The following is a 21,867-nucleotide window of genomic DNA, read 5'->3' on the forward strand; positions in this document are numbered from 1 at the left end:
ACCCTCACTCTTTAAGCCAATGCTTAGCGAGCGGTTACTTCAGTAGCAGCGAAAAAGTACGAGATTTCGCGGGCAGCAGCGGCTTCGGAGTCCGAACCGTGTACAGCGTTGGCGTCGATGGATTCAGCGAAGTCAGCGCGGATGGTGCCGGCAGCAGCTTCTTTAGGGTTGGTAGCGCCCATCAGCTCGCGGTTCAGAGCGATAGCGTTTTCGCCTTCCAGAACCTGAACAACAACAGGACCGGAGATCATGAAGGCAACCAGGTCGCCGAAGAAGCCACGAGCGCTGTGCTCAGCGTAGAAGCCTTCAGCTTCAGCTTTGGACAGTTGCTTGAGTTTCGAAGCTACAACCTTCAGGCCGGCTTTTTCGAAACGAGTGGTGATCTCGCCGATGACGTTTTTTGCAACAGCGTCAGGCTTGATGATGGAGAAAGTACGTTGAACAGCCATGGTGTAACTCCAGAAACGGTAATTTACGAAAAATTAAACCCGCGAATTATACGCGGGTTATTGGGTATTGCCTAACTGCGTAAAAAGGCGGCTCAGTCTGCTTCTTCGATCCACAGGCCTTGAATCGCCTCCAGGACCTTTTCGCCACCCCGGTCAGGGATGTCGTCGAAGTCCGGCAGCGCCATTACCAGATTGCGCAGCTTGACGAAGTTGACCGTAAGAGGATTGACCTCAGGATGAGCTTCAGCAAGTTGTATAGCGATTTCTTGTACATCAACCCATTTCAGGCTCATGACATTTCCTTGAATCAATGCGGCGCTTCGGCTGCATGGTTGAGGGAATACTTCGGAATTTCGACGGTGATGTCTTCCGTCCCGACCTTTGCCTGACAGCTTAGACGCGAAGTCGCTTCCAGGCCCCACGCACGATCAAGAAAGTCCTCTTCCAGCTCATCAGCCTCTTCAAGGCTGTTGAAGCCCTCGCGAATGACGCAATGACAAGTGGTGCAGGCGCACACACCGCCGCAGGCGCTTTCGATTTCGATGTGGTTGTCATGGGCAACTTCGAGGATGGACTTGCCGGTCTCAGCCTCCACGACCATACCGTCCGGGCAATGCTCGGCGTGTGGCAGAAAAATGACCTGCGGCATTAATTATTCCTCGAGTTCATTCAGGTTGCGCCCCGCCAGGGCGGCTTTTACCGACTGGTCCATACGGCGGGCGGCAAAGGCATCGGTCACTTGCGACAGACGCTTGGTCTGTTGCTCGATGGCGTAGCCATCGGTGCCTTTCATCAGTTCGGCCAGCTCCTGCATCTGCAGGTCGATAACCATGCGCTCTTCGGCGTCCAGCAGGCGCTCGCCGTCCGCATCCAGGGCACCCTGCACGGCTTCGAGCAGGCGCTGGGCATCGACTTGCTGCTCACGCAGTACGCGGGCGACCTTGTCGTCACCGGCGTATTGGAACGAATCCTTGAGCATCTTGGCGATTTCGCCGTCGGTGAGGCCGTAGGACGGCTTGACCTGGATGCTGGCTTCAACGCCCGAAGCCAATTCGCGCGCAGCGACACTGAGCAGGCCATCGGCGTCGACCTGGTAGGTCACGCGGATCTTCGCGGCACCGGCCACCATCGCCGGAATGCCGCGCAACTCAAAGCGCGCCAGGGAGCGGCAATCGCTGATCAGCTCGCGTTCGCCTTGCAGCACATGAATCATCATGGCCGTCTGGCCATCTTTGTAAGTAGTGAAGTCTTGGGCGCGGGCGACGGGGATGGTGGTGTTGCGTGGGATCACCTTCTCCATCAGGCCGCCCATGGTTTCCAGCCCCAGGGACAGTGGAATCACGTCAAGCAGAAGCAGTTCGCCACCATCACGTTTGTTGCCGGCCAGGGTATCGGCCTGGATTGCAGCGCCAATGGCGACCACTTGATCCGGATCGATTTCGGTCAGCGGTTGGCGACCAAAGGCCTCGGCGACAGCGTCGCGAACACGTGGCACGCGGGTAGAACCGCCAACCATGACCACGGCACCGACATCTTCCAGCTCGACACCGGAATCACGCACAGCGCGGCGGCAGGCCTTGAGGCTACGAGCGACCATCGGCTCGATCAACGAATCGAAGGCTTCGCGCGTCAGCTGGGCCGACCAAGTGCCGTAGGACACTTCAACGGATACAGCCTCCGTCAGCGCTTCCTTGGCGGCACAGGCAGTTTGCAACAGGTTGCGCTGTTCGCCCGGGTCGAGGTCGGCAGACAAGCCGGCACTGCTGATGATCCAGCCCGCGATGGCGTGATCGAAGTCATCGCCACCCAAGGCGGTGTCACCACCGGTGGCCAGCACTTCAAAAACACCGCCGGTCAGGCGCAGGATCGAAATATCAAAGGTACCGCCGCCCAGATCGTAAATCGCGACCAGGCCTTCGGCATGCTGGTCCAAACCGTAAGCCACAGCGGCTGCGGTCGGCTCGTTGAGCAGGCGCAACACGTTCAGGCCGGCGAGTTTCGCCGCGTCCTTGGTCGCCTGGCGCTGGGCGTCATCGAAATACGCCGGCACGGTGATCACAGCCCCTACCAGTTCGCCGCCCAAGGTGGTTTCTGCGCGCTGGCGCAGCACCTTGAGAATATCGGCCGACACTTCCACCGGGCTTTTCGGGCCCTGGACGGTATCGATAAACGGCATATGGGATTCGCCGCCGATAAAGCGGTACGGCAGTTGGTCGCCCAGTTGCTTGACGTCGGACAGCCCACGACCCATCAAGCGCTTGACCGACAGCACAGTGTTCAAAGGATCGGTAGACGCTGCCAATCTGGCCGACTCACCGACTTCGGTGCGATCAGCGTGGTAACGCACGGCAGACGGCAGGATCACCTGGCCATCGGCGTCGGGCAGCGGTTCGGACAGGCCGCTGCGCAAGGCAGCAACCAGAGAATTGGTAGTGCCCAGGTCAATACCGACCGCCAGGCGACGCTGGTGCGGTTGGGGGCTTTGGCCGGGTTCGGCGATTTGCAGTAGGGCCATGGTAATCAGGTCTTATCTGTCTATCAGGCGTGCATCACGGGCAGCACTGGGTTAATCGTCGAGGCGCTCTTCTAGCTGGCGCACTTCGTAGGAGAGCTTGTCGAGGAACTGCATGCGCCGCATCAGGCGTTCGGCCTGTTCGCGTTGCGCTGCATCATTCCAACAAGCTGCGAAGCTTTCGTTGAGCTCATCCTGGGCCGCTTTCAGACGACGTTTGAAGACTGCGACACCCGCCACATCGGCTTCGTCCTGCAAGTCTTCGAGTTCTTCGCGCCACTGCATCTGCTGCATCAGGAAGTCGGGGTCGTGCACCGTGACTTCAAGCGGCAACTCGCCACCGTTCATCGCGAGCAGGTAACGCGCACGCTTGGGTGGGTTTTTCAGCGTCTGATAGGCTTCGTTGAGGCTGGCCGATTGCTCCAGCGCCAGGCGTTGCTCACGCTCGGAAGCGTCAGCGAAGCGGTCCGGATGCACTCCACGCGCCAGTTCTCGGTAGCGCGTGGCAAGCTGCTCGAGGTCCAGCCGAAAGCTCGGCTGCAGCTCGAATAAAGCGAAATGACAAGGAGTGCCCACGAATAGCCTCAGATGTTGAAGCTTTCGCCGCAGCCACATTCACCGCGTACGTTGGGGTTGTTGAACTTGAAGCCTTCGTTCAACCCTTCCTTGACGAAATCGAGTTCGGTGCCGTCCAGGTAGGTCAGGCTTTTAGGGTCGATGATCACTTTCTCGCCGTGACTTTCGAACACCTGGTCTTCCGCAACCACCTCGTCGACAAACTCCAGCACGTAGGCAAGGCCGGAACAGCCCGTGGTGCGAACACCCAGACGAATCCCCTCACCTTTACCGCGCCCATTCAGGGAGCGGCGAATGTGCTGCGCAGCCGCTTCTGTCATGCTGATAGCCATCGTTGACTCCTTACCTGTCGCCAAATGCTTAGATCAAGCCTTTCTTCTGCTTGTAGTCGCGAACGGCCGCCTTGATGGCGTCTTCAGCGAGTACCGAGCAGTGGATTTTCACTGGCGGCAGGGCCAGTTCTTCGGCCAGCTGGGTGTTGCTGATAGTGACAGCCTCATCCAGGGTCTTGCCTTTCATCCATTCTGTCGCCAGGGAGCTGGAGGCGATGGCCGAACCGCAGCCGTAGGTCTTGAACTTGGCGTCTTCGATAACGCCAGCGTCGTTGACCTTGATCTGCAGGCGCATCACATCGCCGCACGCCGGAGCGCCGACCATGCCGGTGCCGACATCAGGGTCTTCCGCGTTCATCTTGCCGACGTTGCGCGGGTTTTCGTAGTGGTCGATGACCTTTTCGCTGTAAGCCATGGTACTGAATCCTCACTCATCAGGGCCGCTCTGGAACCCTGTAGAAACGCCTGCGTTTTCCGCCACGTTGCTACAGAGCTGGGGTGGCGGCTTCTATAGTTAGTGTGCCGCCCACTCGATCTTGGAAATATCGACACCGTCTTTGTACATGTCCCACAGCGGCGACAGAACGCGCAGCTTGTTGACAGCTTCGCAAACTTTTTGCGCGGCGTAGTCGATTTGCTCTTCGGTGGTGAAGCGGCCGAACGTAAAGCGGATCGAGCTGTGTGCCAGTTCGTCGTTGCGGCCCAGGGCGCGCAAAACATACGAAGGCTCAAGCGAGGCCGAGGTGCAGGCCGAGCCGGACGAAACCGCCAGGTCCTTGAGCGCCATGATCAGCGACTCGCCTTCGACATAGTTGAAGCTCAAATTCAGGTTGTGCGGTACACGGGCGGTCATGCTGCCGTTGATGTACAGCTCTTCAAGGTTCTCGACCTGCTTATAGAAGCGATCGCTGAGTGCCTTGATGCGCACGTTTTCGGCAGCCATGTCTTCCTTGGCTACGCGGAAGGCTTCGCCCATGCCGACGATCTGGTGGGTCGCCAGGGTGCCCGAACGCATGCCGCGCTCGTGACCGCCGCCGTGCATGGTCGCTTCAATGCGCACGCGAGGCTTGCGGCTCACGTACAGCGCGCCGATGCCTTTAGGACCGTAGGTCTTGTGGGCAGAAAACGACATCAGGTCGACTTTCAGTTTCGACAGGTCGATATCGACCTTGCCGGTGGACTGAGCAGCGTCGACGTGCAGCAGGATGCCCTTGGAACGGGTCAGCTCGCCGATGGCCGCGATGTCGTTGATGGTGCCGATTTCGTTGTTCACGTGGATCACGGAAACCAGGATGGTGTCTTCACGCAGCGCGGCTTCGATCATGGCCGGGGTGACGATACCGTCGGTGGTTGGCTCGAGGTAGGTCACCTCGAAACCTTCACGCTCCAGTTGGCGCATGGTGTCGAGGACAGCCTTGTGCTCAATCTTGGTGGTGATCAGGTGCTTGCCTTTGGTCGCGTAGAAATGCGCCGCGCCCTTGATTGCCAAGTTGTCGGACTCGGTGGCACCGGAGGTCCAGACGATTTCACGCGGGTCTGCGCCAACCAGGTCGGCGACCTGGCGACGGGCGTTCTCGACCGCTTCCTCGGCTTTCCAGCCGAATACGTGGGAACGGGAGGCAGGGTTGCCGAAGTTTCCGTCAACCAGCAGGCATTCGCTCATCTTTTGCGCGACACGCGGATCAACCGGGGTGGTCGCTGAGTAATCAAGGTAAATCGGCAATTTCATGGACTTTCTCCTAATCAGGCTGGCTGGCGTGCCGTTAGCTCTTCGGCTGTCACTCGACGGCGGACGCTTCAATCTTGTCCAGACGCGGCGCCTTGGTGTTGCAACGGCGCTGGTCCTGACGCTGGGCTACTTCTTGCACCTCACGGCGAGTCACAAGATCAGCCAAGCTGATACCACTCAAAAACTCATGGATCTGCAGGCTCAGATCGCACCACAAGTGGTGCGTCAGGCAGGTGTCGCCGGCGTGGCAATCACCCTGGCCCTGGCATTTGGTCGCATCGACGGATTCGTTGACCGCGTCGATCACCTGAGCCACCTGGATGCCCTGCATGTCGCGGGACAGTTGATAGCCGCCACCTGGACCACGCACACTGGAAACCAGATTGCTACGGCGCAACTTGGCGAACAGCTGCTCGAGGTAGGACAGGGAAATGCCTTGGCGCTCGGAGATATCGGCCAGGGACACAGGCCCAGTTTGCGCGTGCAAAGCCAGGTCAAGCATGGCGGTCACCGCGTATCGGCCTTTTGTAGTCAGTCTCATGGACAAGTACCAAGGTGTTTCAGAATGGGAGCAAGTATGCGATTCCCGAGTATTTAAGTCAACTATAAGACCTAGTACTTTAGTCAGGATTACCCGTAAAAAGGGCGCGCGAATCATAGCAGGATGGGGTGGGGACGAACAGCGGCAACAAGGTCGAACGGAAATTGCGAGACCAGAGGACATCAAATGTGGGAGCGGGCTTGCTCGCGAAAGCGGTGAATCAGTCGATATCCCTGGTGACTGACACTCCGTATTCGCGAGCAAGCCCGCTCCCACATGGGTTTTGCAGCGGTCTTTAGACCTTAGCTGGCCTTGGTGGTGGCGGCTTCGTCCTTGATCTCGGCAAAATCCTCTTCGCGCAATTCGGGCAGATCTTTGGCGCAGTAAGGGCTGCCAAGGTCTTTCAACGCACCGCACATACCCTCCAGCTTGCCGTCCACCGCTTGCAGGTGGTCGAGCAACTGGCCAATGGCGCGCGCGACCGGGTCAGGCATGTCTTCGCTGACACCATAGGCATCGAAACCGATCTTCTCGGCCATGGCCTTGCGCTTGGCTTCTTGCTCATCACCGGCTTCCGGCTTGACGATGATTCGGCCAGGGATACCGACAACGGTAGCGCCAGGCGGCACGGCCTTGGTCACCACGGCATTGGAACCCACCTTGGCCCCGGCACCGACGGTGAACGGGCCGAGCACCTTCGCGCCCGCCCCTACCACTACGCCATCGCCCAGCGTCGGGTGGCGCTTGCCCTTGTTCCAACTGGTGCCACCGAGGGTCACGCCCTGGTACAGCGTCACGTCATCGCCAATCTCAGCGGTTTCGCCGATGACGATCCCCATGCCATGGTCGATGAAGAAGCGACGCCCGACTTTGGCGCCGGGATGAATCTCGATCCCGGTCAACCAGCGGCCAAAGTTCGACACCAACCGCGCCAGCCATTTCCAACCCATGCCCCACAAGGCGCCGGACAGGCGGTGAATCCAGATCGCGTGCATGCCGGGGTAGCAGGTCAGCACTTCAAAGGCGTTGCGCGCCGCCGGGTCACGGTGGAAAACACTCTGGATATCTTCTCGCAAACGCTCGAACATTTTTAATCCTTCCGCTTAAGAAGCTCGCCACGGGCCGCTTTCTGGGTTTCCGTGAGGATGCCACGCAATATATTCATTTCCGCTCGGCTCACCGAGCTACGCCCGTACAGGCGACGCAGGCGCGCCATCAAGTGCCGGGGCTTGTCCGGATCGAGGAATTCGATGGCCACGAGGGTTTGCTCCAAGTGCTCATAGAATCGCTCCAACTCGTCCATGGTGGCCAACTCGCCACTTTTGGTCGATGCAACTTCATCCTTTTCCACTTTACTCGGCTGACCTTCGGCGGCCAGCCAAGCCATGCGCACTTCGTAAGTCAACACCTGCACCGCTGCCCCGAGATTCAGCGAGCTGAACTCAGGGTCTGATGGAATGTGCACGTGGTAATGACATCGCTGCAGCTCTTCATTGGTCAGGCCGGAGTCTTCACGGCCGAATACCAAGGCGATTTCCGCGCCGCCGGCGGCCTCTTCCACCACTTTGGTGCCGCACTCGCGCGGATCCAGCAGAGGCCAAGGGATGCGACGGTCGCGGGCGCTGGTGCCAAGCACCAGGTTGCAGCCGACCAGCGCGTCTTCCAGAGTGGCGACGACCTGAGCTTTTTCCAGGAGGTCATTGGCGCCGGACGCGCGAGCATCGGCTTCGTGGTGCGGAAACAGGCGCGGCTCGACCAGCACCAGGCGCGTCAGACCCATGTTTTTCATGGCTCGCGCCACCCCACCGATGTTGCCGGGATGACTGGTATTGACCAAGACGACACGAATGTTTTGCAGCAAGGGAGGCGCTCTCGGACACGGGAAAGGGGAGCAAATCTTACAGAACAGCCTAAGGTTATGCCATGAAAGCTAACGTCGTCCTTCACCTGAAGAAAGTTTCTGCTAAACTGCTCGGCTTTCTTTAACAACCTTAGGTGACCTATCCATGCAGCCCATGCTGAATATCGCGCTGCGCGCCGCCCGCAGCGCCAGTGAATTGATCTTCCGCTCCATCGAGCGCCTGGATACCATCAAGGTCGACGAAAAAGACGCCAAGGATTATGTATCCGAGGTGGATCGCGCCGCCGAACAGAAAATCATCGACGCCCTGCGCAAGGCCTACCCTACCCACGGCATTCTCGGCGAAGAAACCGGCCTGCACAAAGGTAGCGGCGAAGGCGAAGACTACCTGTGGATCATCGACCCACTGGATGGCACCACGAACTTCCTGCGCGGCATCCCGCACTTTGCCGTGAGCATCGCGTGCAAATACCGTGGCCGCCTGGAACACGCTGTTGTGCTGGACCCGGTCCGCCAGGAAGAATTCACCGCCAGCCGTGGCCGTGGCGCCCAACTGAACGGTCGTCGCCTGCGCGTCAGCGGTCGCACCAGCCTCGACGGCGCCCTGCTGGGTACCGGCTTCCCGTTCCGTGACGACCAGATGGACAACCTGGAAAACTACCTGGGTATGTTCCGCGCCCTGGTTGGCCAGACCGCTGGTATCCGTCGCGCTGGCGCAGCGAGCCTGGACTTGGCTTATGTGGCTGCTGGTCGTTTTGATGCATTCTGGGAGTCGGGCCTGTCCGAGTGGGACATGGCGGCAGGCGCACTACTCATTCAAGAAGCTGGCGGCCTGGTGAGCGACTTCACCGGTGGTCATGACTTCCTGGAGAAAGGCCACGTGGTTGCCGGCAACACCAAATGCTTCAAGGCAGTGCTGACGGCGATCCAGCCGCACCTGCCGGCTTCGCTGAAGCGCTAAGCGAGCAGGCACAAAAAAGCACCCTTAGGGGTGCTTTTTTTATGCCTGGGATTTGAGGTTTGCCGCAACTCCAGCAACAACACAAATCAATTGTGGGAGAGGGCTTGCCCCCCGATTGCAGTGGGTCAGCACCTAATAAGCTGACTGACCCACCACTATCGGCGGCAAGCCCCCTCCCACATTTTTGAACTCACACAATTTTTTGCATCTGTACCAGGCTTGGGATTACTGCTGGTTCTGGCCCAGCACCAAGCGCCCTTCCTTGTCGACTGGAATCTGGCCGCCTGGATCACGATCCATACGCACCGAGCCTTCCTTGCCATCCAAGGTGTAACGCACGTCATAGCCGACAACCTTGTCGCTGATATCGTTGACGGTGTTACAGCGAGTCTGGGTAGTGGTGTAGGTATCGCGGTTCTGCATGCCTTCCTGAACTTTGTTACCGGCATAACCACCGCCGACCGCACCGGCTACGGTTGCCAGCTTCTTACCATTGCCGCCACCGACCTGGTTGCCCAGCAGGCCACCGGCCAGCGCACCGACCACGGTACCAACGATCTGATGCTGATCCTGCACCGGCTTCTGCCGGGTTACCGCGACGTCCTTGCAGACCTCTCGCGGGGTTTTGATCTGGGTTTTCACCGGCTGCACCGCCAGCACTTGCGCATACTCAGGGCCGCTTTTTACCAGGCTGTAGGTGGCGACAGCACCCCCGGCAGTCACACCGACAGCACCCAATACCGCACCAACCAGTAACGACTTGTTCACGTTGAACCTCCTGACCATCACAAACGGACCGAACGATCCGCGCTATACCCAGCCTTGGAGCAAAAAAAAAGGCACGAGTTCAATACTCGTGCCTTCTTTGTAACAGCAAGTCAACGACACCCCATCAAGGGCGGTCGTCAACCTCCTTGCCGGTAGCGGCAGGAGGGATCAAGTCTTCGCTGTTGAGGTTCAGCCAGATCAGCACCACGTTGGCAATGTAGATCGACGAGTAGGTACCCGCCAGCACGCCGATGAACAGCGCCAGGGAGAAGCCCCACAGGTTGTCGCCGCCAAAGATCATCAGTGCCGCAATCGCCAGTAAGGTGGAGATTGACGTCGCCATGGTCCGCAGCAGGGTCTGCGTGGTGGAGATATTGATGTTCTCAATCAGCGTCGCTTTGCGCAGTACGCGGAAGTTCTCACGAACCCGGTCGAATACCACGATGGTGTCGTTGAGCGAGTAACCAATGATCGCCAGCACGGCCGCCAAAACGGTCAGGTCGAAGGTGATCTGGAAGTAAGCCAGGATGCCAACGGTCACGATCACGTCGTGGATCAGCGAAACAATGGCGCCGACACCGAACTTCCACTGAAAGCGGAACGCCAGGTAAATCATGATACCCGCCAGCGCCATCAGCATGCCGAGGCCGCCCTGGTCGCGCAGTTCTTCACCGACTTGTGGGCCGACGAATTCGACGCGCTTAACCGATGCCGGGTTGTCGCCGCCGACCTTCTGCAAGGCTTCGGCGACCTGGTGACCCAGTTGCGGGTCTTCGCCCGGCATACGCACCAGCAGATCGGTGGTCGCCCCGAAGTTCTGCACGATGGCTTCGTGATAGCCGGCCTTGACCAGCTCGTTGCGCACCACGGTAACGTCGGCCGGCTTCTCGTAGGTCAGCTCAATGAGCGTACCGCCGGTGAAGTCCAGCCCGTAGTTCAGGCCCTTATGGAACCAGCTGAACAACGCCAGAACGGTAAGGAGCACAGTGGCGCCGAACGCAATGTTGCGAACGCCCATGAAGTTGATTGTACGTAACATGGCAGCCCCTTAAATCCACAACTTCTTGAAGTCACGCCCGCCATAGATCAGGTTGACCATTGCGCGGGTCACCATGATGGCCGTGAACATCGAGGTAAAGATACCGAGGGACATGGTCACCGCAAAACCTTTGACCGGGCCGGTGCCCATGGCAAAGAGAATCCCGCCGACCAGCAATGTGGTCAGGTTGGAGTCGAGAATCGCGGTAAATGCCCGGCCGAAGCCTTCGTTGATTGCACGCTGTACGGTCATGCCATTGGCGATCTCTTCACGAATCCGCGAGAAGATCAGCACGTTGGCGTCCACCGCCATACCCATGGTGAGTACGATACCGGCGATACCTGGCAGGGTCAGCGTAGCGCCCAGCAGCGACATCAAGGCCAGCAACATCACCATGTTGCCCGCCAGGGCCACAGTGGCGATGACGCCGAAGAAACGGTAGATGGCGATGATGAACAGCGACACAAACAGCATGCCCCACAAGGCTGCGTCGACACCCTTGGTGATGTTGTCGGCACCCAGGCTCGGGCCGATGGTACGTTCTTCAGCGAAGTACATCGGCGCAGCCAGGCCACCGGCACGCAGCAACAGGGCCAGTTCCGAGGACTCACCCTGACCGTTCAGGCCGGTGATGCGGAATTGAGCACCCAGCGGCGACTGGATGGTCGCCAGGCTGATGATCTTCTTCTCTTCCTTGAAGGTCTGTACCGGCACGTCTTTCTCGACGCCGTTGACCATTTGCTTGGTGTAGGTGGTCACCGGGCGTTGCTCGATGAAGATCACCGCCATGCTGCGACCGACGTTGCTGCGCGTAGCGCGGCTCATCAGTTCGCCGCCGTGGCCATCCAGGCGGATGTTCACTTCAGGGGTACCGTGCTCGCCAAAACCCGCCTTGGCGTCAGTCACCTGGTCACCGGTGATGATCAAGCCACGCTCGATCAGCGCTGGAGGACGGTTACCTTCGCGGAACTCGAACTCTTCGGAAGTGGCGCGGGTAGCACCCGGCTCAGCCGCGAGGCGGAATTCCAGGTTGGCGGTTTTACCCAGGATACGCTTGGCTTCAGCGGTGTCCTGTACGCCCGGCAGCTCAACCACGATGCGGTTGGCACCCTGGCGCTGAACGATCGGCTCGGCCACACCCAGCTCGTTGACGCGGTTACGTACCGTGGTCAAGTTCTGCTTGATGGAGTATTCACGGATTTCCGCGATCTTGGCCGGGCTCATCGCCAGACGCAGTACAGCCTGGCCATTGAGGTCAGCCGGTACGATATCGAAATCGTTGAAGTTCTTGCGGATCAGCGCACGGGCCTGTTCGCGGGAAGCTTCGTCAGAGAAGCCCAGCTGGATGGCACCGTTGAGCTGCGGCAGGCTGCGATAACGCAGGCGCTCTTTACGCAACAGGCTCTTCACGTCGCCTTCGTAGACTTTCAGACGGGCGTCGAGGGCTTTGTCCATATCGACTTCCAGCAGGAAGTGCACACCACCGGACAAGTCCAGACCCAGCTTCATCGGGTGCGCGCCAATGCTGCGCAGCCATTGTGGCGTGGTCTGTGCCAGGTTTAATGCAACGACGTAGTCGTCACCCATGGCCTTGCGCACGACATCTTTAGCCGGCAATTGGTCTTCTTGCTTGGTCAGGCGCAACAAGCCGCCTTTCGAACCAGCCGCCAAAGTTGCCGCTTTAACCTGAATGCCCGCGTCAGTGAGCGCTTTGCTCGCACGGTCCAGATCAGCCTGATTGACCTGCAGCGAAGTGCTGGCGCCAGAGATCTGGATCGCAGGGTCATCAGGATAGAGATTGGGAGCGGAATAAATAAAACCGATCGCCAGCACCGCCAGGATCAGTACGTATTTCCACAGAGGGTATTTGTTCAGCATCACGCCGCCCGCTTATAACGCGGGGCGCCTTGCGCGCCCCGTCGATTGGTAAAGGTTGTTACTTAGATCGCTTTGAGCGTGCCTTTTGGCAGCGTGGCAGCGATGGCGCCCTTCTGGAACTTCATTTCTACGGTGTCGGAGACTTCCAGCACCACGAAAGCATCGGAAACCTTGGTGATCTTGCCAGCGATGCCGCCGGTGGTCACAACTTCGTCGCCTTTCTGCAGGCTGCCCAGCAGGTTTTTCTGCTCTTTGGCGCGCTTGGCCTGTGGGCGCCAGATCATCAGGTAGAAGATGACCAGGAAGCCGACCAGGAAAATCCACTCGAAACCACCGCCCATAGGGCCGGCAGCAGCAGGCGCAGCGGCGTCAGCCATGGCGTTAGAGATAAAAAAGCTCATTTAGCACTCCAGTTGCAAATAGTGAATCTTAGGGTCGGAAAACTCAGTCCAAGGGCGGCACAGGGAGCCCGCGCTTGGCATAGAAGGCATCGACGAAGGCGGCCAATGTACCCTGTTGAATAGCCTCGCGCAAACCAGCCATCAGGACTTGGTAGTGACGCAAATTGTGGATGGTATTCAACATGCTACCCAGCATTTCCCCGCACTTGTCCAGATGGTGCAGATAAGCACGGGAGAAGTTCTGGCAGGTGTAGCAATCACAGGTGGGATCCAGCGGCGAATCATCATGGCGATGGAACGCGTTACGGATCTTCAGCACGCCTGTATCAATGAACAGATGCCCATTGCGGGCATTACGGGTTGGCATCACGCAATCGAACATGTCCACACCGCGGCGCACACCCTCTACGAGATCTTCCGGTTTGCCAACGCCCATAAGGTAACGAGGTTTTTCAGCGGGCATCAGGCCCGGCAGGTAATCCAGCACCTTGATCATCTCGTGCTTGGGCTCGCCCACCGACAAACCGCCGATGGCCAGGCCGTCAAAGCCGATCTTGTCGAGGCCCTCCAGCGAGCGTTTACGCAGGCTTTCATGCATGCCGCCCTGGACGATACCGAACAACGCCGCCGTGTTGTCGCCGTGGGCATTCTTCGAACGCTGGGCCCAACGCAGGGACAACTCCATGGAAATCCGCGCGACGTCTTCGTCAGCCGGGTACGGCGTGCACTCGTCAAAAATCATCACGATGTCGGAGCCCAGGTCGCGCTGCACCTGCATCGACTCTTCCGGGCCCATGAACACCTTGGAACCGTCGACCGGCGAGGCGAAGGTCACGCCCTCCTCCTTGATCTTGCGCATGGCGCCCAGGCTGAACACCTGGAAACCACCGGAGTCAGTGAGGATCGGGCCTTGCCACTTCATGAAGTCATGCAGGTCGCCATGCTTCTTGATCACTTCCGTGCCCGGGCGCAGCCACAGGTGGAAGGTGTTGCCGAGGATAATCTCGGCACCGGTGGCGACGATGTCGCGCGGCATCATGCCTTTAACGGTGCCGTAGGTACCCACTGGCATAAAGGCCGGGGTCTCGACGGTGCCGCGTGGAAAGGTCAAACGGCCGCGGCGAGCTTTACCATCCGTGGCCAGCAATTCAAACGACATACGACTCATGATTGTTCCTCTGGGCCGCGCGGCGCCGGATTGCGGGTGATAAACATCGCATCACCGTAGCTGAAAAAACGGTACTCGTTAGCGATGGCGGCTTGATAAGCGGCCATGGTTTCCGGGTAACCGGCAAATGCCGACACCAGCATCAACAGTGTGGATTCCGGCAAATGGAAGTTGGTCACCAGGCAATCGACCACATGGAACGGCCGGCCTGGGTAAATAAAGATATCGGTGTCGCCACTGAACGGCTTGAGCACGCCATCACGCGCCGCACTCTCCAGCGAGCGCACGCTGGTCGTCCCCACCGCCACCACTCGCCCGCCACGCGCCTTGCACGCGTTAACCGCATCCACGACGTCCTGGCCGACTTCCAGCCACTCACTGTGCATATGGTGGTCTTCAATGTTATCCACACGCACCGGCTGAAACGTACCGGCCCCCACGTGCAGGGTCACATAAGCGGTCTCGACGCCCTTGGCGGCAATCGCATCCAGCAGCGGCTGGTCAAAATGCAGCCCGGCCGTCGGCGCAGCGACGGCACCGGGGCGCTGGGAGTACACCGTCTGATAGCGCTCGCGGTCCGCGTCTTCGTCGGGGCGGTCTATATAAGGAGGCAACGGCATATGGCCGACGCGCTCCAGCAGCGGCAACACCTCTTCGGCGAACTTGAGCTCGAACAGCGCATCATGACGCGCCACCATCTCGGCTTCGCCGCCGCCATCGATCAAGATGACCGAGCCCGGTTTCGGCGACTTGCTGGAGCGTACATGGGCCAGCACACGATGGCTGTCCAGCACCCGCTCCACCAGAATTTCCAGCTTGCCGCCGGAAGCTTTCTGGCCAAACAGCCGCGCCGGAATCACCCGGGTATTGTTGAACACCATCAGATCGCCTGGGCGCAAATGCTCAAGCAAATCAGTGAATTGACGGTGTGCGAGGGCACCGCTCACCCCGTCCAGGGTCAGCAGTCGACTGGCGCGACGCTCGGCCAAAGGGTGGCGAGCGATCAGCGAATCAGGGAGCTCAAAAGTAAAGTCAGCAACGCGCATGATGGGGTTCGTCTAGCAGGGCCGGGAAGTCTAGCGGAAATAGTGAAAATTGACCATGAAACGTGATTGACCAACGGTAATCTCATCTCTATACTTCGCCGCCATTGAGCCCTGATGGCGGAATTGGTAGACGCGGCGGATTCAAAATCCGTTTTCGAAAGAAGTGGGAGTTCGATTCTCCCTCGGGGCACCATCTTAAAGAAAGACCTTGAAATTCAAGGTCTTTTTTTTCGCCTGTAGAAAAGTGGGCGGCCAGCTGATTCACTGCTCACCACCCACTATCTGTCTGCAACACGATCTACTGTGGGAGCTGGCTTGCCTGCGATGACGCCAGCCCCAACACCTCAAATCCCCTGCCTACACACCAACCCCTTCCCCCTCCTCCACCACCCCATTCGCCAAATCATCCACCACCGCCTTCGCCATCTCCCCCAAATAATGCGCCGCCCAGGCGTGGCGATCTGCGCTGTTGTCCATGGCGGCATCCAATGCCAGCATTTTTGAACAATGGAGAAGCTCGGAGGCATGCTCCAGGGCATCGCGAATGGGTACGCCGGAATTCACGCGGAATAGGTGGCGAAGGTTGGGTTGTTTGCCGCAGGTGAAGAAGGTGATGACGCCGAGGCGTTAGACGCTCAAATCGAACGATTCTTCTCCTCGGCTCTGGCCTAAATTGGGAGTCATTCGATTTCTCAACAAACCTGGAGCCGAGTCGTTTTTTAAAGAAGGGCCTCGTGTTTTCGGGCGCCACTAAGCGCCCTGATAACCAAGAAGACGCATCATGGGTTGGCATACAACATTGGTGTAAGTGCTTATGGGACATTCGTATCGCGGTGTCTGGTTGCGAATGAAATGTTGCGGTCGAAGACCATGAAATGCAGTGGGGTGCGATAGTCAACGCGTATGACCCGACACGATAAGAAAGGGGTGTTCCGTAAGCGCACGCCAACTCACCTTGCGTAATTCAGGCCGGCACCCACTGATGCGGTAGCAGTTGGCAGATCTCATTGGCCCGTTGTCAGCACATCTTTGAGATAGGCATACGGATCAGCCCGTCGACATTCCGATGCAGCCTCTTGAGGGCGCTCGTCTTGTTTCAAATAATTGGCAACATTTACGAGGCTGTGCCAGCATCCGGCTACAAACGTTGGCAAGGAAGTTGAACAATGCTCGATGCTCTGGAAGGCACGCCACTCTGGGTTTACGGCGCATTTCTCTTGGTCTGCTACTACGGTTTGAGTGCTAGGATAACCAGTCGTGAAAGTCAGCGGTCGCTGGTCATCACACCGGTTGTTTTGGTGATCTGGTCACTCCTTTCTCTTAGCTATGCGGACCGCGTTGAGTTGACCGTTGGCAGTTGGTTCACGGGAATGCTTTTAGGTGGCTTAGTCGCATTTGCACTATTTCCTCGACGCGGACTGGCTTTGGACGAGGAGGGCAAGCATCTGATCGTGCCTGGGACATGGAAAGTTCTTGGTATCTCGCTTCTCTTTTTTGCCGTGAAATACTTCATCGGTTATCAAGCTGCCGTACATCCAGAATTCTCGGCCACTGTGGAAATGCTCGTCCTTGCTGGTGCCGCATCAGGATTTACCGTCGGCTTGTTCTGCGGACGCACGGGTGTCTTCTACTTGGCGTGGCTTGCACTTCGAGATGTCCATGAAAGCAAACGCACTATTTGAACTCGCTCGTTGATACTCGATGCACGCTAATAGAGAGGATCGGACACGCTTTTGTACGCCGTATAGTGGCAATAATTTTTCGGTCAAAGGAATGGCTATGACCCCGTTAAGCGGCTTACCCATCGGTGCAATTGGCGATTTCGACATCGGAAATACCACTTCGCATTGCACGAAAAGGGAAGCGCCATGCGTGCAGGATGCAATGTTAGCGGCTACGCCTGAGCAGGTGGAAGCTATGCAGCATGCCTCCATCGCCCGTCTTGCCAAAACCGAAGCGGCCAGACCAGGCCTGGTGGCAGCGGGGATAAACTCGGACCGAAAGACTATGGCCGATGCCATGTATGAACTGATGGTTACCGATTTGCGGCCTGAGCTTGGACGCATCAAGGTGCCTGTCGAGGTCGTTTATGCCTACGACTCGCATTACGGCATAGAGGCGTCCCAAGTTGATGCAATGTTCCGTAACGCCTATGCCTCAACCCCAAACATCAGCTTCAGGCGCATTGACGGCAGTTTTCACTTCATCATGCTTGATCAGCCAGATCTGTTTGCCGGTGCTGTCATCAAGTATCTGAACCCCTGAGCGATAGCTTTTGGCCCAGAGCGGACAAGCACATCCTTACAAGTGATCGTCCCCGCCCCTCACCAACTTGCAGGATCGTACAAGCTCTCCTTCCCCCTCCTTCGCTAACCTGACCACCCTCACCCACCCGAGTCCCCGTCATGGTCCAGCCACAGCCTCCAACAAATCCCATAAACCTCACCCAAAAAGCCTCCCTCATCGACCAACACTGGAGCCCACGCGTCGTCGCCGAGATGAACGACTACCAATTCAAGGTAGTACGCATCGAAGGCGAATTCATCTGGCACTCCCACCCCGAAACCGACGAGGCCTTCCTGGTGCTGGAGGGCACGCTACGTATCGACCTCCCAAACGGCCCGGTCTATGTAGCGCCAGGTGAACTCTACGTAGTCCCTCGCGGCATAGAGCACCGAACCGCCGCCGAAGGCGAAGCCAAGTTGATGATGATCGAGCCACGGGGCATCTTGAACACCGGGCATGAAGGTGGGGACCGTACCGCCGTGAATGATCAGTGGGTCTGAGGGTTGGCATTTCCTTGAGGTCGCCAGTCCTTTCAAACCGTTATGATCTAGCGCCATCCTTCAAGGAAGAACCCGATCATGCCGCCGCGTCGCCAACGGCCTGCACATCACAGTCAAGGGCGCCGTCTCGGTCGGATTACCAGAGCAACCTCTACCTGGAAGACAGCGACACTTGCACCACCTACCGTGTAAGCCTCGAACAGGTCGAGACCCGACCGCCCTTGCCGAGCGGTCGGTAGGTTTATTTCAGTACGACAATCAGCGCGCAGACAACTGTGGTCGCCAACGTAGGCTCAAGCTGGTGCGCGTGCCTGCTCTTCTACCGCCAACACGACATCAAGCGTATTGAGGAAGAGGTCATGGCTCAGAATGCCGGTGGCGATGGTCGACAAGACGGGCTTGCCGTTCTCGTCCTTGATCACTACGTTTTCGGTCCAGGCGTTGAGGTCTACCGTGCGCAGCGACGACATCGGCACTGTGTTGCCCTGGTACTCGAGGAAATCCCGGTTCACCACAATGGGCGACGTGGTGATTTTCAGGAAGTTGCCGGTCACTCGCTTGCCCCAGACCTGCTTGGAGTTGATGCAATTGAAGGTGACCGAACGGCCCGCCTCCAAGGCTTCTGCCACGGCTGGCAGGCGCGCGCGGACGTGTAGGTCACGGACCAGTTCCTGAAACTTCTGAAAGCCTTTGAGGGTTTCGATCACCCGATGAAACGGCTCTGCGGCATTACGGCGATAGGCCAGGTTTGTGATCAGGCCGGTCAATACGGTTTGCCCGGAGCTGAACAGATACAGGTCTTCAATTTCAGTAAACGGTGTGTAGTCGCGCTGGTCTTTGGTGATGCGCACGAGGCCGTGTTCATACACTTCGTAGTGGGTGTTGCGCAGTTTTTTTTGCCAAACGTAGATACCTACTATGCACAGCCCCACAACGGCCAACAAACCGCTGGTGAAATAAAACACGCTGTGTTGGCTGGCGAAATTCAGGGTCATGCCTCGGGACGTGTGAAGGCTAACCGGGCCGTCATTGCCCATCGGCACAATCGTGCTCAGGTAGAAGACGAATACGGCGAGGCCCAAAAGCGCAGCGGCCAATATCAGGCTGAAAATCAGGAAAGCTTTGCCTTGGCGGAACGTCGCGATCAGTTCGCCCGTGGTGGCTGGGGCATGAGTGGGAGATGGTTGCATGGGTGTTTGCGTCCTTGTCAGTGGGTAAAGTGCGGGCTGTCAACGCAGCGCCAAATGAGCCTTGTACCCGGTCATCTGTGTGACCGGGAAGCCTGGCACTGCGCGTAGGAACATGGCTAATTAATATCGTTCCTTGGTCGCCGCAACTTAATCCTCAAAACGTGTATTTGAAGCTCGTCATGAAGTTACGCGGCGCACCGTAGACGCTCCAGCTATCGGCGTAGGCGTAATAACTGCGATCAAACACGTTGTTGACGTTCAACGTCGCACTGAGGTTTTTACTGATTTCATACCGCGCCATCAGGTTGGTCAGCGCATAACTGCCTTGCTCAAACGTATGCAGATCCTGCCCTGTCTTGCTTTGCCAGTTGACCCCGCCGCCCACGGTCACTTTGTCGAACACGCCCGGCAGGCGATATGTGGTGAACGTCTTGAGGCTATGCCGCGGGCTGGTGGTGACGATGCGTTCGTCATCCTGGTTGGTACTTACGCTGTAGGCGTAACCCGCCGACGCTTGCCAGCCTTCGCTCAGTTCGCCGTTGAGTTCCAGCTCGACGCCTTGGGTGGTCGTTCCTTGCTCCAGGCGGTAGATGTCCGGGCTGCGCACGTAGACCGCGAGGTTGTCCTGGTCGATCTTGAAGAGTGCCAGGCTGGCGTTGAGTTTGTCGTCGTTGAAGCTCCCCTTGAGCCCCACTTCATAACCGGTGCCTTCCTGCGGCTCCAGGGCTTTGTTGTTTTCGTCGTGGATGCCGTAGGCCTGCGGATTGAAAATCTTGGTGTAGCTGGCATATACCGACCACGTGTTGCTCAGGTCGTAGACGATGCCGGCATAGGGCAGGAACACACCGTTACGGGTTTCCTTGCTTTCGGTGTTCTGGGTCGGATCGGCGTATACCGTGACTTGGTTGTTGCGCTTCCAGTCGGTGACGCGACCGCCGAGGATGACGGCGGTGTTGTCGGTAACGTGGAAGCGTGAGGTCAGGTAGGCCGCGTACTGGTTTTCTTCGATGTGGGTTTTGCCCACGGGTGTGGTGTCCGGGCGGTTGGCGCCGCTGCCGTTCCAATTGAAGATGTTCGGCACGGTGCCGTTATAGCCGGTCCAGGGGCCAAACCAGCCGCCGTGGCTTGGGGTGTTTTCCTCGTAGCGCGACATCGTGACGCCGGCGATCAACTCATGCTCGCGCCCGAACAGGTTGAACGGCCCGGTGAGGTAGGCGTCGAGGTTGTTCTGCCGTGGCGTGCCGGACCAGCGGTTGGGATACAGGTAGGCGCCCTGCCCGGTGGCTTGGTCGATATCACCGTTCATGTAGTTGATCAGCTCATCGAACTCATTCTGGGTATGGCTGACTTCCACCTTGCCGCTCCAGCCGTTATCGAACTGATGCTCGATGGAGGTGAAGACATTGGTCTGCTTGCGGTCGTTGTAGGCCCAGTCCGGTGCGCTGTTGGCAGAGCGGCTGAAGTGGGTGCGGTTGCCGTTGCTGTAGAACATCTGGAAACCAGTACGCAGCGGGTCGTTGACCTGGTTGTTGATGTAGCTGAAACCCACCGTGAGCATGGTCGCTTCGCTGAGGTCGAACTCGGAAATGCCGTAGACCAGTTGGGAGTCGGTGTTGACGCGGTCGACCCAGGAGTTCTGTTTCTTGTAGTCCACCACCAGGCGCCCGCGGATATTGCCGCTGTCGTTCAGCGGCCCGGACACATCAAAACCGGTGCCGTAGCGATCCCAACTGCCGGCCTCGCCGGTGATGCTGGCTTGGGCCTCGGCGGTAGGACGCTTGCGGATCAGGTTGATGGTCGCCGAGGGCGTGCCCGAGCCGCTGATCAGGCCGGTGGCGCCGCGCACCACTTCAACGCGGTCGTACATTGCGGTGTTTTGCGTGGTGTTGTCCAGGCGCGCCGAGGTGGGTACGCCGTCGATTTCGAAGTTGTTGATCTGGAATCCACGGGACCAGTACGTATCGTTCTCTGCACCCACACCGACGCGCAGTACGGTGATGCCCGGCGTGGCTTCCAGCACTTCGGTGAGGTTGGTGAGCTTCTGGTCGTCGAGGCGCTGGCGGGTGATGACGGTGAGCGATTGCGGGGTTTCTTTCTGGGTCAGGTTCAGCCGCGTCGAACTGCTGGACGAGTAGGTGGTGTACAGCCCGGTACCTTCGGTGGTGGAGCCCGGCGCCATGCCGGAAATCGACACCGCGCCCAGTTGCAAGGCGCCGCCTGCGCCAGGCTGTAGTTGATAGCGCCCTTCGCCGGTCTGCACCACCGTCAGTTCACTGCCCGCCAATAACGTTTGGAGTGCCTGCTCAACCGTGTAGCTGCCACGCAGCGCCGGGCCAGACTTGCCGGCGGTCAGCGCAGCATTACCGGCCAGGTAGATACCGGCCTGCGCGGCGAGCTGGTTGAGTTGATCGGCCAGGGCGCCAGCGGGCAGATCGTAGGTCTGGACGCTCGACTGTTCAGCGGCTACCGCCTGTGGCGCCATGCTCAGGTAGGCGGGAATCGCCAAGGCGAAAGCGATAGCCAGCGTTAAAGGTTGTGGTGAGTTACGCAGGAATGAGGACATAAAACAGTTCCGGTCGAAGGAGGCATCAAGCCGTTGTCCTTCTCTAATTCGAATGAAAAATCAAAAC

23 protein-coding genes, 1 tRNA gene and 1 pseudogene are annotated in these 21,867 nt (G+C 58.4%); 5 read left to right on the top strand and 20 right to left on the bottom strand.

What is annotated here, in order from left to right:
* Positions 1 to 23: 23 nt before the first annotated feature.
* The 11 genes from ndk to trmJ form a co-directional block, all read right to left on the bottom strand.
* Positions 24 to 449, bottom strand: coding sequence for a nucleoside-diphosphate kinase (gene ndk / locus HU722_RS24165; RefSeq protein ID WP_003175956.1), 426 nt, complete (start codon positions 447 to 449; stop codon positions 24 to 26).
* 92 nt (positions 450 to 541) lie between these two features.
* Positions 542 to 742, bottom strand: coding sequence for a Fe-S cluster assembly protein IscX (gene iscX / locus HU722_RS24170; RefSeq protein ID WP_032879605.1), 201 nt, complete (start codon positions 740 to 742; stop codon positions 542 to 544).
* Between the two features lie 14 nt (positions 743 to 756).
* A complete protein-coding gene (gene fdx, locus HU722_RS24175; RefSeq protein ID WP_015885743.1) occupies positions 757 to 1,098 on the bottom strand; it encodes an ISC system 2Fe-2S type ferredoxin in 342 nt (113 codons plus the stop codon).
* A gap of 3 nt (positions 1,099 to 1,101) precedes the next feature.
* Entirely contained in the window at positions 1,102 to 2,964 is a 1,863-nt protein-coding gene (gene hscA, locus HU722_RS24180) for a Fe-S protein assembly chaperone HscA (RefSeq protein ID WP_065889994.1), read from the bottom strand.
* A gap of 51 nt (positions 2,965 to 3,015) precedes the next feature.
* Positions 3,016 to 3,537 carry a co-chaperone HscB gene (gene hscB / locus HU722_RS24185; protein ID WP_065889996.1) on the bottom strand — a complete coding sequence of 174 codons (522 nt, stop codon included), beginning with the start codon at positions 3,535 to 3,537 and terminating at the stop codon, positions 3,016 to 3,018.
* Between the two features lie 8 nt (positions 3,538 to 3,545).
* The gene (gene iscA, locus HU722_RS24190) at positions 3,546 to 3,869 is read right to left on the bottom strand and encodes an iron-sulfur cluster assembly protein IscA (protein ID WP_003175963.1); all 324 of its coding nucleotides are present in this window, start codon (positions 3,867 to 3,869) and stop codon (positions 3,546 to 3,548) included.
* Between the two features lie 28 nt (positions 3,870 to 3,897).
* The gene (iscU, locus tag HU722_RS24195; protein WP_003175965.1) at positions 3,898 to 4,284 is read right to left on the bottom strand and encodes a Fe-S cluster assembly scaffold IscU; all 387 of its coding nucleotides are present in this window, start codon (positions 4,282 to 4,284) and stop codon (positions 3,898 to 3,900) included.
* A gap of 99 nt (positions 4,285 to 4,383) precedes the next feature.
* Positions 4,384 to 5,598 carry an IscS subfamily cysteine desulfurase gene (locus HU722_RS24200; RefSeq protein ID WP_065874523.1) on the bottom strand — a complete coding sequence of 405 codons (1,215 nt, stop codon included), beginning with the start codon at positions 5,596 to 5,598 and terminating at the stop codon, positions 4,384 to 4,386.
* A 49-nt stretch (positions 5,599 to 5,647) separates the two neighbouring features.
* Positions 5,648 to 6,139 (bottom strand): Fe-S cluster assembly transcriptional regulator IscR, encoded by a 492-nt coding sequence (gene iscR, locus HU722_RS24205; protein WP_065874522.1) that lies wholly within the window; start codon positions 6,137 to 6,139, stop codon positions 5,648 to 5,650.
* 302 nt (positions 6,140 to 6,441) lie between these two features.
* On the bottom strand, positions 6,442 to 7,227 hold the full coding sequence (gene cysE, locus HU722_RS24210) for a serine O-acetyltransferase (protein WP_065874521.1): 786 nt from the start codon (positions 7,225 to 7,227) through the stop codon (positions 6,442 to 6,444).
* A 2-nt stretch (positions 7,228 to 7,229) separates the two neighbouring features.
* Positions 7,230 to 8,000 carry a tRNA (cytosine(32)/uridine(32)-2'-O)-methyltransferase TrmJ gene (gene trmJ / locus HU722_RS24215; protein WP_065874520.1) on the bottom strand — a complete coding sequence of 257 codons (771 nt, stop codon included), beginning with the start codon at positions 7,998 to 8,000 and terminating at the stop codon, positions 7,230 to 7,232.
* Positions 8,001 to 8,145: 145 nt separating this feature from the next.
* Between trmJ and suhB the strand changes: the two genes are divergently transcribed.
* Positions 8,146 to 8,961, top strand: coding sequence for a type III secretion system regulator SuhB (gene suhB, locus HU722_RS24220; RefSeq protein ID WP_003175971.1), 816 nt, complete (start codon positions 8,146 to 8,148; stop codon positions 8,959 to 8,961).
* Between the two features lie 225 nt (positions 8,962 to 9,186).
* On the opposite strand, the gene HU722_RS24225 is transcribed toward suhB, so the two are convergent.
* The 6 genes from HU722_RS24225 to queA form a co-directional block, all read right to left on the bottom strand.
* Positions 9,187 to 9,729: a glycine zipper 2TM domain-containing protein gene (locus HU722_RS24225; RefSeq protein ID WP_015885750.1), complete on the bottom strand. Its 543-nt coding sequence runs from the start codon at positions 9,727 to 9,729 to the stop codon at positions 9,187 to 9,189.
* A gap of 124 nt (positions 9,730 to 9,853) precedes the next feature.
* On the bottom strand, positions 9,854 to 10,768 hold the full coding sequence (secF, locus tag HU722_RS24230; RefSeq protein WP_065874519.1) for a protein translocase subunit SecF: 915 nt from the start codon (positions 10,766 to 10,768) through the stop codon (positions 9,854 to 9,856).
* A gap of 9 nt (positions 10,769 to 10,777) precedes the next feature.
* Positions 10,778 to 12,646, bottom strand: a complete 1,869-nt coding sequence (secD, locus tag HU722_RS24235) for a protein translocase subunit SecD (RefSeq protein ID WP_065880750.1) — start codon at positions 12,644 to 12,646, stop codon at positions 10,778 to 10,780.
* 62 nt (positions 12,647 to 12,708) lie between these two features.
* Positions 12,709 to 13,047, bottom strand: coding sequence for a preprotein translocase subunit YajC (gene yajC, locus HU722_RS24240; RefSeq protein WP_003175975.1), 339 nt, complete (start codon positions 13,045 to 13,047; stop codon positions 12,709 to 12,711).
* A 43-nt stretch (positions 13,048 to 13,090) separates the two neighbouring features.
* Positions 13,091 to 14,206, bottom strand: coding sequence for a tRNA guanosine(34) transglycosylase Tgt (gene tgt / locus HU722_RS24245; RefSeq protein WP_175403018.1), 1,116 nt, complete (start codon positions 14,204 to 14,206; stop codon positions 13,091 to 13,093).
* 5 nt (positions 14,207 to 14,211) lie between these two features.
* Positions 14,212 to 15,261 (bottom strand): tRNA preQ1(34) S-adenosylmethionine ribosyltransferase-isomerase QueA, encoded by a 1,050-nt coding sequence (queA, locus tag HU722_RS24250; RefSeq protein ID WP_065889998.1) that lies wholly within the window; start codon positions 15,259 to 15,261, stop codon positions 14,212 to 14,214.
* A 108-nt stretch (positions 15,262 to 15,369) separates the two neighbouring features.
* Here queA and HU722_RS24255 point away from each other — a divergent pair.
* Positions 15,370 to 15,454, top strand: a tRNA-Leu gene (locus HU722_RS24255).
* Between the two features lie 164 nt (positions 15,455 to 15,618).
* Here HU722_RS24255 and HU722_RS24260 read toward each other — a convergent pair.
* Positions 15,619 to 15,876, bottom strand: a complete 258-nt coding sequence (locus HU722_RS24260; RefSeq protein ID WP_065880748.1) for a DUF3077 domain-containing protein — start codon at positions 15,874 to 15,876, stop codon at positions 15,619 to 15,621.
* 551 nt (positions 15,877 to 16,427) lie between these two features.
* Here HU722_RS24260 and HU722_RS24265 point away from each other — a divergent pair.
* The 3 genes and pseudogenes from HU722_RS24265 (at position 16,428) to HU722_RS24275 (ending at position 18,047) form a co-directional block, all read left to right on the top strand.
* Positions 16,428 to 16,943, top strand: a complete 516-nt coding sequence (locus HU722_RS24265) for a hypothetical protein (RefSeq protein WP_065890000.1) — start codon at positions 16,428 to 16,430, stop codon at positions 16,941 to 16,943.
* A gap of 190 nt (positions 16,944 to 17,133) precedes the next feature.
* Positions 17,134 to 17,526, top strand: a pseudogene (locus tag HU722_RS24270) (alpha/beta fold hydrolase); the annotation flags it as partial.
* 140 nt (positions 17,527 to 17,666) lie between these two features.
* Complete coding sequence (locus HU722_RS24275; protein WP_065890001.1) at positions 17,667 to 18,047, top strand: cupin domain-containing protein; 381 nt, start codon at positions 17,667 to 17,669, stop codon at positions 18,045 to 18,047.
* A 293-nt stretch (positions 18,048 to 18,340) separates the two neighbouring features.
* Here HU722_RS24275 and HU722_RS24280 read toward each other — a convergent pair whose 3' ends face one another.
* Together HU722_RS24280 and HU722_RS24285 are read right to left on the bottom strand one after the other, a co-directional pair.
* Complete coding sequence (locus tag HU722_RS24280; protein WP_065890003.1) at positions 18,341 to 19,237, bottom strand: hypothetical protein; 897 nt, start codon at positions 19,235 to 19,237, stop codon at positions 18,341 to 18,343.
* 154 nt (positions 19,238 to 19,391) lie between these two features.
* Positions 19,392 to 21,800, bottom strand: coding sequence for a TonB-dependent siderophore receptor (locus HU722_RS24285; RefSeq protein WP_065880746.1), 2,409 nt, complete (start codon positions 21,798 to 21,800; stop codon positions 19,392 to 19,394).
* Positions 21,801 to 21,867: the final 67 nt, after the last annotated feature.

The sequence above is a fragment of the Pseudomonas tritici genome, assembly GCF_014268275.3.
Taxonomy (GTDB): Bacteria; Pseudomonadota; Gammaproteobacteria; order Pseudomonadales; family Pseudomonadaceae; genus Aquipseudomonas; species Aquipseudomonas tritici.